10 protein-coding genes, 1 pseudogene and 1 riboswitch are annotated in these 9969 nt (G+C 68.8%); of the genes and pseudogenes, 5 read left to right on the top strand and 6 right to left on the bottom strand.

The annotated features are described in order from the left end of the window. Window positions 1-183 (top strand): annotated as a pseudogene (locus WCZ84_RS12635) (5-formyltetrahydrofolate cyclo-ligase); the annotation flags it as partial. A gap of 77 nt (window positions 184-260) precedes the next feature. On the opposite strand, the gene metF reads toward WCZ84_RS12635, so the two are convergent. The 4 genes from metF to metK form a co-directional block, all read right to left on the bottom strand. After that, window positions 261-1109, bottom strand: a complete 849-nt coding sequence (metF, locus tag WCZ84_RS12630) for a methylenetetrahydrofolate reductase [NAD(P)H] (protein WP_372686633.1) — start codon at window positions 1107-1109, stop codon at window positions 261-263. A gap of 2 nt (window positions 1110-1111) precedes the next feature. Then, window positions 1112-1447, bottom strand: coding sequence for a phage holin family protein (locus tag WCZ84_RS12625; protein ID WP_372686632.1), 336 nt, complete (start codon window positions 1445-1447; stop codon window positions 1112-1114). Window positions 1448-1484: 37 nt separating this feature from the next. Continuing rightward, window positions 1485-2891, bottom strand: a complete 1407-nt coding sequence (gene ahcY, locus WCZ84_RS12620) for an adenosylhomocysteinase (RefSeq protein ID WP_372686631.1) — start codon at window positions 2889-2891, stop codon at window positions 1485-1487. Between the two features lie 64 nt (window positions 2892-2955). Further along, window positions 2956-3053: riboswitch (S-adenosyl-L-homocysteine riboswitch) on the bottom strand. Between the two features lie 88 nt (window positions 3054-3141). Next, window positions 3142-4305 (bottom strand): methionine adenosyltransferase, encoded by a 1164-nt coding sequence (gene metK / locus WCZ84_RS12615; protein WP_372686630.1) that lies wholly within the window; start codon window positions 4303-4305, stop codon window positions 3142-3144. Between the two features lie 235 nt (window positions 4306-4540). On the opposite strand from metK, the gene WCZ84_RS12610 reads away from it, so the two are divergent. The 4 genes from WCZ84_RS12610 to xerC all read left to right on the top strand — a co-directional run bounded on the left by WCZ84_RS12610 (window position 4541) and on the right by xerC (window position 8150). Continuing rightward, window positions 4541-5476 (top strand): lysophospholipid acyltransferase family protein, encoded by a 936-nt coding sequence (locus tag WCZ84_RS12610; protein WP_372686629.1) that lies wholly within the window; start codon window positions 4541-4543, stop codon window positions 5474-5476. Between the two features lie 37 nt (window positions 5477-5513). Beyond that, window positions 5514-6416 carry a lysophospholipid acyltransferase family protein gene (locus WCZ84_RS12605; RefSeq protein ID WP_372686634.1) on the top strand — a complete coding sequence of 301 codons (903 nt, stop codon included), beginning with the start codon at window positions 5514-5516 and terminating at the stop codon, window positions 6414-6416. 110 nt (window positions 6417-6526) lie between these two features. Then, window positions 6527-7210: a DUF484 family protein gene (locus WCZ84_RS12600; RefSeq protein ID WP_372686628.1), complete on the top strand. Its 684-nt coding sequence runs from the start codon at window positions 6527-6529 to the stop codon at window positions 7208-7210. Continuing rightward, entirely contained in the window at window positions 7188-8150 is a 963-nt protein-coding gene (xerC, locus tag WCZ84_RS12595; protein WP_372686627.1) for a tyrosine recombinase XerC, read from the top strand. The genes WCZ84_RS12600 and xerC overlap by 23 nt, the downstream gene beginning before the upstream one ends. Before the next feature lie 87 nt (window positions 8151-8237). Here the strand turns inward: xerC and WCZ84_RS12590 are convergent, their stop codons facing one another. Both WCZ84_RS12590 and WCZ84_RS12585 read right to left on the bottom strand, forming a co-directional pair. Beyond that, entirely contained in the window at window positions 8238-8945 is a 708-nt protein-coding gene (locus WCZ84_RS12590; protein ID WP_372686626.1) for an A24 family peptidase, read from the bottom strand. Window positions 8946-9000: 55 nt separating this feature from the next. Continuing rightward, window positions 9001-9969: metal ABC transporter solute-binding protein, Zn/Mn family (locus WCZ84_RS12585; protein WP_372686625.1), on the bottom strand; the 969-nt coding region annotated here is incomplete at its 5' end.

Genomic DNA, 9969 nt, shown 5'->3' with positions numbered 1-9969 from the left:
GGGGGCTACTACGACCGCACGCTGGCCGCCCTGCAGGCCAGCGGCCAGGCCTTCGTCAGCGTCGGCATCGCCTGGGCCAGCGGCGATCTGAGCCAAATGGGCCACCAGCCACAAACCCACGACATCCGCCTCGATGCCGTCCTGACCGACAAGGGCTGGGCGCTGAAAGCCCCCGAGCCCTGAGCAGACCGCAGGCCAGGCCCCGGCCGCCGCGGCCCGGACCGTAGCGGGCTGGCCTGCCGCCGCCCGGACCGGGCGCCTCAGGCGGCCTGGCCCAAGCCCAGGTTGCGGCAAATGCGCGTGACGGCCTCGGCGTGGTTGAGCGTATAGAAATGCACCCCGGGCGCCCCCTGTTCGAGCAGGCGGGCCACCAGGCCGGAGACCAGGTCGATGCCGAAGGCCCGGATCGAAGCCTTGTCGTCACCGAAATCCTGCAGCCGCAAGCGCATCCAGCGCGGGATTTCCGCCCCGCACATGGCCGAGAACCGGGCCAGCTGGGTGTAGTTGGTGACGGGCATGATGCCTGGGGTGATCGGGACATCCAGCCCCTGCGCCCGCACCCGGTCGACGAAGTCGAAATATGCATCCGCATTGAAGAAATACTGCGTGATAGCGCCATCGGCCCCGGCCCGTACCTTGTCGACGAAATGCCGCAGATCCTGCTGGGCGCTGTCGGCTTGCGGGTGCATTTCGGGATAGGCCGCCACCTCGATGTGGAAGCGGTCGCCCGAGTGCGCACGAATGAACCGCACCAGATCCACGGCGTAGTGCAGTTCGCCCGTATCGCCCCCCATGCCCGAGGGCAGATCCCCCCGCAGCGCCACCAGGCGCCGTACGCCGCGCGCGGCGTAATCGTCCAGCAGGGCTTTGAGATCCGCCCGGGTGGCCCCTATGCACGACAGATGCGGCGCGACGTCGCCGCCCAGATTCTGCAGCATTTTCACGGCCTCGACCGTGCCGCTGCGGGTGGAGCCCCCGGCCCCGAACGTGACGCTGACCCAAGCCGGCGACAGCGCCGCCAACTGCTTGGCCGAGCGTACCAGGCGTTCTTGGGCGGCGATGTCGCGCGGGGGGAAATACTCGAAGCTGATAGTGGGTGTCGCGGCCATGGTCACATGATCAGCAGGTTGGCCAGGGCCGTGGAGATCAGGCTGTAGATGATGGCCCCCACCAGCGCCCACCAGAAGCCTTCGACCTGAAAGCCGCGCAGGATGGAGCCGGCCAGCCAGAAGACCAGCGCGTTGATGACGAGCAGGAACAACCCCAGCGTCACCACGGTGAGCGGCAGCGTCAACAGGACCAGCAGCGGTTTGACGGCGGCATTGAGCAGGCCCAGCACCAGGGCGGCGATCAGCGCCGAGCCAAACGAGGACACCACGATGCCCGGAAGAATCAGGGCGACGATCAGCAGGGAGACGGCATTCAGTAGCCAGAGCAACAAGAGCATGGGGCTTCTCCGAAAGGCTCGACAAAAGGCTCAAAAATCAATAGCGGTAGTGATCGGGTTTGAACGGCCCGGTCACCGGCACGCCGATGTAATCGGCCTGCTGCTGTGAAAGATCGGTGAGGCGGACACCGAGCTTCTTGAGGTGCAGGCGCGCGACTTTTTCATCCAGGTGCTTGGGCAGCACGTAGACCTGGCCCGTGGCGTAGTGGTCGCCGCGCGTGAACAGCTCGATCTGGGCGATGGTCTGGTTGGTGAACGATGCCGACATCACGAACGATGGATGCCCGGTGGCGCAGCCCAGGTTCACCAGCCGCCCGCGGGCCAGCAGGATCACGCGCTTGCCATCGGGGAAAACGATGTGATCCACCTGCGGCTTGATCTCTTCCCAGGCCAGGTCTTCGACCGATGCCACGTTGATTTCGCTGTCGAAATGGCCAATATTGCAGACGATGGCCTGGTCTTTCATGCGATAGAGATGATCGCGGTCGATGACGTGGTAGTTGCCCGTCGCCGTCACGAAGAGATCGGCCTGCTCGACCACGTCGGGATCATCGAGGCATACCACCCGGTAGCCTTCCATCGAGGCCTGCAGGGCGCAAATGGGATCGATCTCGGTGACCCACACCTGGGCGCGCAGCGCGGCCAGCGCCTGGGCGCACCCCTTGCCGACGTCGCCAAACCCGCAGACGATCGCGATCTTGCCGGCCACCATGACATCGGTGGCCCGCTTGATGCCGTCGACCAGCGACTCGCGGCAGCCGTAGAGGTTGTCGAACTTGGACTTGGTGACCGAATCATTCACGTTGATGGCCGGAATCTTGAGTTCGCCGCGCTGCGACATCTGGTACAGGCGGTGCACCCCCGTGGTGGTTTCTTCGGTTACCCCGCGGATGTGCCCGAGCCGGCTGGAATACCAGTGCGGATCCTGCGCCAGGCGATCGCGAATGGCCGCGAAGAGCACGCGCTCTTCTTCGTTGCCGGGTTGCGCGATGACGCCGGGGTCGGCCTCGGCCCGGGCGCCCAGATGCAGCAGCAGCGTGGCGTCGCCGCCGTCATCGAGAATCATGTTGGCCGGCTCGCCCGGCCAGTCGAAGATGCGGTGCGTGTACTGCCAGTAATCTTCCAGGGATTCGCCCTTGACCGCGAAAACAGGCGTGCCGCCCGCGGCGATGGCCGCCGCCGCGTGATCCTGCGTGGAGAAGATGTTGCAGGATGCCCAGCGCACTTCGGCCCCCAGCGCCTCGAGGGTTTCGATGAGCACCGCCGTCTGGATGGTCATGTGCAGGCTGCCGGCAATGCGCGCGCCCTTGAGCGGCTGGCTGGCCGCGTATTCTTCGCGGATGGCCATGAGGCCGGGCATTTCGGTTTCGGCGATGGCGATTTCGCGCCGGCCCCAATCGGCCAGAGCGATGTCGGCAATGATGTAATCGTGTGCAGTCGTCATGGTGGTCCTGGTGACCCCGCACGGATACGAAGCGGGCCGATACCCCACCCCCGCCCGCACAGGGCAACGATGGGCGCCGTTCGATGGAGATGTCCCCGAGCCTGACGGCCACCGTGCCAGCCTGAGGCTGGCGAACGGGCCGTTGCAACGCCCCTCGGGGGAAGGGGGTTATTATAGCGGATCGGCCGTCGTGGGTGGTGCGCCGGTTTCGGCGCCTGCCGGGCCTGCCGCCCCCGCCAGGCCCGGCGGTTCAGGCCGCCGCTTTCAGCACCTGCACCTTGTCGGTGGCCTCCCAGGTGAATTCGGGTTCCGAGCGGCCAAAATGCCCGTACGCCGCCGACTTCGAATAAATAGGCCGCAGCAGGTCGAGCATGTTGATGATGCCTTTGGGCCGCAGGTCGAAGTGCTCGCGCACCAGGCGGGCGATTTGGTCGTCCGGGATCACCCCCGTGCCCTCGGTGTACACGGTGATGTTGATGGGCTCGGCCACCCCGATGGCGTAGCTGACCTGCACCTGGCACTGGCGCGCCAGGCCGGCCGCGACGATGTTCTTGGCCACGTAGCGGGCGGCATAGGCGGCCGAGCGGTCGACCTTGGAGGGATCCTTGCCCGAAAACGCCCCGCCGCCATGCGGGCAGGCGCCGCCGTAGGTGTCGACGATGATCTTGCGCCCGGTGAGGCCGCAATCGCCCTGCGGCCCGCCGATCACGAACTTGCCGGTCGGATTCACCAGAAAGCGGGTGCGCTCGGTGAGCAGCCCCGGGGCGAACACGGGGCGGATGATCTGCTCGATCACGGCATCGTGGATCTGGGATTGCGCGATGTCGGGATGGTGCTGCGTGGACACCACCACGGTGTCGACCTCGGCTGGCTTGCCGTCTATGTAACGAAACGTGACCTGCGATTTGGCGTCGGGCCGCAGCCAGGGCAGCCGGCCATCTTTGCGCAGTTCGGACTGGCGCTGCATGATGCGGTGCGCATACCAGATGGGCGCCGGCATGAGGTCGGGGGTTTCGTCGCAGGCGTAGCCGAACATCAGCCCCTGGTCGCCGGCCCCCTGGTTGAGGATTTCCTCGGGGCTGCGGTCGACCCCCTGCGCGATGTCGGGCGACTGTTTGTCGTACGCCACCAGGACCGCGCACCCTTTGTAGTCGATGCCGTAATCGGTGTTGTCATAGCCGATGCGGCGGATGGTGTCGCGGGCAATCTGGATGTAGTCGATATTGGCCTGGCTGGTGATTTCGCCGGCCAGCAACACCAGGCCGGTATTGCAGAGCGTCTCGGCCGCGACGCGCGAATTCGGGTCCTGCGCGAGCAGCGCGTCGAGGATGGCGTCGGAAATTTGATCGGCCACCTTGTCCGGGTGGCCTTCGGAGACGGATTCTGATGTGAAGAGAAAATCGTGTTGTGCCACGGTGCTTTCCTGGGTGGCACCAGCCGCCAGCCGGTGCGAGGTTGAACGAAAATGCGTTGCACCTCTGCGGTTGGGGCGCGACGCTTTAGCGGATGAAGCCCACAGGCGAATGCGGGGGATCGCTCCGCAAGTTGTCGGTTAACTCAGCGATCCACGGCATTTTAAGCGAAAATAAGGGTTTTCCGCATGAAGAACTTCCTGCGTCAGGGTCTTTCTTACTGATTCGCCACGCCCCATGCTGCTGTTTCTTGCCCGTCTCATGGCCTGGCTGCCGCTCTCATGGCTGCAAACCGCCGGCCGCCTGATCGGCCTGGCGGCCTACCGCTATCCCAGCCGCTACCAGCGCCGGCTGCGCCGGCACACGCGCTGGGCCGGCTACGACGACCCCGCCTTCGTGCGTCGCGCCGCCGCCGAGACCGGCGCCATGATGGCCGAAATCCCCAAAATCTGGTGGCGCACCGAGCAATGCCTGGCCAAGGTCGTCAGCGACCAGGAACCCATCGTGCAGGCCGCCCTGGCCGAAGGCCGGGGGGTGCTGTATCTCACCCCGCACCTGGGCTGCTTCGAGATCACCGCCCGCCACCTGACCCGCTACGGCCCCCTTACCGTCATGTTCCGCCCGGCGCGCCAGGCCATCCTGCAACCGCTGGTCGAATCCTCGCGCGACATGCACAACCTGCACGCCGTGCCGGCCAACCGCCACGGCGTGCGGGAATTCGTACGCGCCCTGCGCCGCGGCGAGGCCGTCGGCATGCTGCCCGACCAGGTCCCTGGCGAAGGCGAGGGGATCTGGCTACCGTTCTTCGGCGAATACGCGCTCACCATGACCCTTGCGGCCCGGCTGGCGCTGCAGACCCGGGTCGCCGTCATCCTGACCGCGGGCGAACGCCTGCCGCGCGGCCGGGGCTGGCGCATGCACTACCTGCGCCTGCCCGAGCCGCTGCCCGAGACGGTCGAGGCCACGGCCATTGCCATCAACCAGGCCATGGAGACCCTGATCCGCCGCTTCCCGGAACAATACCTGTGGGGCTACAACCGCTACAAACAGCCAGATGAAGCGCCGCCGCATCCGGACGAAGCCGAACCCGCGCCGGCCGACACCGGGCCCGCCGCAGCGGGCGCACCGACCCCGCCCGCCCCGCCGGGCGCAGCCACGCACCATGAGCGCTGAACCCCCGACCCCAGGCCACCCGGATCCCGGCACCGGCATGCCCTGGCGCGGCGATACGGTCCGGCAACGGATACTGGGCCGCGTCCTGGGGCATTTCGCTCGCTGCTCCACCGCCAGCCGCCTGCGCTGGGGCCGTGTGCTGGGCTGGCTCGTGCCCCGGCTGCTGCGCGCACGCGCGCACGTGGTCGACGTCAACCTGCGGGCCTGCTTCCCGAATCTCAGCCCGGCCGAGCGGCGGGCGCTGGCGGCGCGCCACTACAGGCTGCTGGCGCAATCTTTCGTGGACCGCGGGCTGTGCTGGTACGGTACGCCCGAGCAGATCGGCGCCACCGTCACGCTGCACGGAGAGGCCCAGCTGCAGGCCCTGCTCGACCAAGGCCGGCGCATCCTCATGTTCGCACCGCACTTCATCGCCCTGGACGCCGCCGCCACGCGTCTGACCCTGTTCCTGAAAGAGTCCGCCACCTTGTACAGCCGCCAGAGCAACCCCGACGTGGATGAAATCGTGCGCCGCGGCCGTGGGCGCTTCAACCGCGTCCACCTGGTCAGCCGGCAAGACGGCGTGCGCGGGCTGATCCGCCATCTGCGCCGCGGCATTCCGGTGTATTACCTGCCCGACATGGATTTCGGCCGCCAGGGCAGCGCCTTCGTGCCGTTTTTCGGGGTGCCGGCGGCCACCCTGTTGTCGGCGGCCCAGATCGCCGCCACCTGGGATGCCGCCGTCGTGCCCATCATCAGCCGGCTCGATCCCGATACCGGCCAGTACCGCGTCGACATCGGCGCGCCCCTGGATGATTTCCCGGGCGCCGACGATCCACAAGCCGCCACGGCGCGCCTGAACGCCCTCATCGAAGCCGAAGTGCGGCGCGATCCAGCGCAGTATTACTGGGTGCACCGCCGCTTCAAGACGCGGCCGCCCGGTGAACCCGGTTTCTACTGACGCCCGGCGCCATCCCGGTCCCGGCCAGCCAGGCTGCGCGCCCATGGCCGGGCGCCCGGCCAAACGTTAAGATAGAGTCCTCTCAGCTCAACCGCCCAGCGCGCCCGATCATGACACCGGACCACCCCGGCGCCCAAGAAATCGCCGACTTTCTCCGCCAGAATCCAGATTTCCTCAACGAGCACGCCGACGTTTTCGCCACGATCGAAGTGCCGCATCCCTATAAAGAGGGCGTCATTTCACTGGCCGAACGCCAGATACTGACCCTGCGCGCGCGCCTCGAGGCGCGCGAGGCGCACCTGCACCAGCTGCTTCACCACGCCGACGGCAACCAGCGTATCCACCAGGGGGTGATGGCCTGGTGTGCCCACATGCTGGCCGAGCCCGAACCCCGGCGCATTCCCGACCTGATCGTCACGTCCCTGTCCCGGCAATTCGAGCTCGACAGCATCGCCCTGCGCCTGTGGGATCTGGCCGGGCTGCCCGATGGCGCGTACGCCCAGGATGTCGCCCAGGAAACGCGCCGTTACGCTGCTTCGCTCAACAAGCCGTATTGCGGCCCCGTGCAGGCGCAAGACGCCGCCGCCTGGCTGGAGAACGCACCGGCCTCGCTGGCCCTGCTGCCCTTGCGTACCCTGCAGGCGCAGCAGCCCATTGGCCTGCTGGTGCTGGGTTCCAGCGACGAACAGCGTTTCACCACCGACATGGGCACCGAATTTCTCGAACAGATCGCGCTGTTGGCGGGCGCGGCGCTGAGCCGGCTGGCACACGATGAGCCCGATGCCATCGCCTGACGCCACCGAAGCGTGGCTGGCCCACCTGCTGCACGAACGCCGGTATTCCAGCCACACGATCGACGCCTATCGCCGCGACCTGGCCCTGCTGCGGCAAAGCCACCCGGCGCAGGCGCTCGACACCCTCGAACAAACCCACTTGCGCCAGGCGCTTCGGCAGCTGCACGGGCAGGGCCACGAGCCGCGCAGCCTGGCGCGGGCCCTGGCGGCCTGGCGCAGCTATTACCGCTGGTGTGTGCACGAAGGCCGCCTGGCCCGCAACCCGGCCGTGGGCATACGCGCCCCCAAAGTGCCGCGCAGCCTGCCCAAGGCCTTGTCCGTCGATCAGGCGCAAGCCCTGCTCGACCGCACCCGGCTGCCGCCGGCCGAATCCGCCGTCGAAAAACGCGACATGGCCATGTTCGAGGTCCTGTACTCGGGGGGGCTGCGCCTGGCCGAACTGGTCAGCCTCGACTGCCGCCCATGGGCGAACCCGGAATACCAGTCCCGCAGCTGGATCGAACTCGATGAAGCCCAGGCGGTGGTGCGCGGCAAGGGCAACAAGACCCGCGTGGTGCCCCTGGGCCGCCAAGCCGTAGCCGCCCTGCAGGCCTGGCTGGCCGTACGGCCTGGCCTGCGGGCCGCCCGCCCGGACGCGGACGCCCGGGCCGCCCTGTTCCTGGGCGTGCGCGGCGCCCGCATCCGACCCCGCGTGGTACAGCTGCAGCTGCGGGCCCTGGCGCAGCAGGTGGGCCTGCCCCTGCAGGTCCACCCGCACAGCCTGCGACACAGCTTTGCCAGCCATTTGCTGCAGTCTTCCCACGACCTGCGCGCGGTGCAAGAGCTGCTCGGGCACGCCAACATCTCGACCACGCAGATCTACACCCGCCTCGATTTCCAGCACCTGGCCGCGACGTACGACCAGGCCCACCCGCGCGCCCAGCGCAAACCGGATTCCTGAGCCGGACCGGGGCGGCCACACCCGGCGACCCGGATCCCGCCCCGCCCCGGGCCCCACCCCGATCCCCGGGCGGCACAGCCGGGTGTCTCAGCCCGCGACCAGCACCCAGGCACCCGCCAGCGCCAACCAAGGGCCAAAGGCCAAGGCCGGGTCTGCAGGCAGGCGCCGCCGCCAGGCCAGCCAGGCCGCCATGGCCAGCCCCCCCAGGGAGGCCAGCAACAGGACGGTGGGCACGGCTTGCCAGCCCAGCCACGCGCCCAGCGCAGCAAGCAGCTTGAAATCGCCCTGCCCCACGCCTTCGCGGCCGCGCAACCCCGCATAGCCGTGGGCCAGCAGCCATAACACGCCATAGCCAGCCACGGCCCCCAGCACCGCATCGGGCAGACGCGCAAACGTGTCGTTCAGGTTCACCAGCAGACCCAGCCACAGCAAGGGCAGGGTCAGGCCATCTGGCAACAGGCCCGTGCGGGCATCGACCCAGGCCAGCGTCCAGAGGACCAGCACGAATACGACGGCGGCCAGCGCCGCCCACGTGGCCCCGAGCCAGAGCCCGCAGCACGCGGCCAGCCCCAGGCTGACGCCCCACCAGCCCAGGCGGGCGCGCCGCCGCAGCGTCGGGGCCCCAGGCCAGAGTGGCGCGATGTCGGGCAGGCCCGCCTCGGGGCCCGCCAGAGACTGCAGCAAGCGCGCGGCCCAGACAGGCAGGGCGGCCGCCAGCAAGGAACCGGCCAACAGGCAGGCTGCCAGCCCGGCCCACCCCGGCAGCGGCCACGAGGCCCAGAGCGTTGGAATCATCCGGCCACTGTAGCGCCCAGGGGGATGGCGCACAATCCGGTCTGTGACCGGATTGCTACGACGGCCCGCCAGCCTGGGCGGGCGCGGCGACCAAGGCCTCCAGCAGCTGCCCGGCATTGTGCTCCAGCATGCCCAGATACGTGCCCGCCGGCCGCCCGGGCGCGTCCAGCGCGTCGGCAAACAGGGGGCCGGCCAAGGGTACGCCGGTTTCACGCGAGACCTGCTGCAAGGCCTGCGACGGACTGCCCTGTTCGAGGAACAGGGCGCGCACGGGCTGCGCCTTGAGTTCGCGTATCCAGGCGGCCATGGCGCGCGCCGAGGGTTCGGCGTGGCCGCCTGCATCCCGCAACGGCAGGATGCGCAGGCCCCAGGCCTGCGCCAGATAGCCAAATGCATCGTGGGCCGTGGCGAGCACGCGGTGCTCGGGTGGAATCTGCGCCAGCTGCGCACGCCAGCGCGCATCGGCTGCCAGCAGCCGGGCCGCCAGCTGGCCGGCGCGCGCGCGGTACTGCCCGGCATGGCCGGGATCCGCCTGTGCCAGACCGGCGGCGATGTTCTCGAGATACCGCACGCCCAGGGCGGGATCCTGCCAGGCATGCGGATCGGGCCCGCCCTGCCCGGGCAGGACGCGCGGCACCACCCCTTGTGTGGCGACGACGTCCAGCCCGTCGAAGCCGGACGCGGACCGCAGCGCGGGCAACCAGCTTTCCAGGCCCAGACCGTTGCTGACCAGCACCTGAGCCTGCCCCAGCGCCTGCAGATCGCCCGGGGTGGGCTCGTGATCGTGCACTTCGGCCAGCGGGCCGACGACCACGTGCACGGCCACCTGATCACCGCCCACTTCGCGCACCATGTCGCCCAAAATGGAAAACGTGGCCACCACCCGCAAGGGCGCTTCGGCGGCCCGTGCGGGCACGGGCGACGCGGCCAACCCGGCAAGCGCCAGCACGGGCGCCAGCCAGACGCCCGCGCCCACCCCCCGGGCCATCTTGCGCCGCTGGCGCCGCCAGGCCTGCCACAGGCC

The sequence above is a fragment of the Castellaniella sp. genome, from assembly GCF_041675725.1.
In the GTDB taxonomy this organism is placed as follows: Bacteria; Pseudomonadota; Gammaproteobacteria; order Burkholderiales; family Burkholderiaceae_B; genus Castellaniella.
The sequence above is the reverse complement of the archived record's forward strand: the minus strand, read 5'-3'. Positions and strand labels throughout refer to the sequence as shown.

Bases quoted from the DNA above. Each gene is read 5' to 3' on its own strand.
- metF (WP_372686633.1), bottom strand. From the start codon at position 1,109: ATGGCCGCGACACCCACTATCAGCTTCGAGTATTTCCCCCCGCGCGAC.
- WCZ84_RS12625 (WP_372686632.1), bottom strand. From the start codon at position 1,447: ATGCTCTTGTTGCTCTGGCTACTGAATGCCGTCTCCCTGCTGATCGTC.
- ahcY (WP_372686631.1), bottom strand. From the start codon at position 2,891: ATGACGACTGCACACGATTACATCATTGCCGACATCGCTCTGGCCGAT.
- WCZ84_RS12610 (WP_372686629.1), top strand. From the start codon at position 4,541: ATGCTGCTGTTTCTTGCCCGTCTCATGGCCTGGCTGCCGCTCTCATGG.
- WCZ84_RS12605 (WP_372686634.1), top strand. From the start codon at position 5,514: ATGCCCTGGCGCGGCGATACGGTCCGGCAACGGATACTGGGCCGCGTC.
- WCZ84_RS12600 (WP_372686628.1), top strand. From the start codon at position 6,527: ATGACACCGGACCACCCCGGCGCCCAAGAAATCGCCGACTTTCTCCGC.
- xerC (WP_372686627.1), top strand. From the start codon at position 7,188: ATGAGCCCGATGCCATCGCCTGACGCCACCGAAGCGTGGCTGGCCCAC.
- WCZ84_RS12590 (WP_372686626.1), bottom strand. From the start codon at position 8,945: ATGATTCCAACGCTCTGGGCCTCGTGGCCGCTGCCGGGGTGGGCCGGG.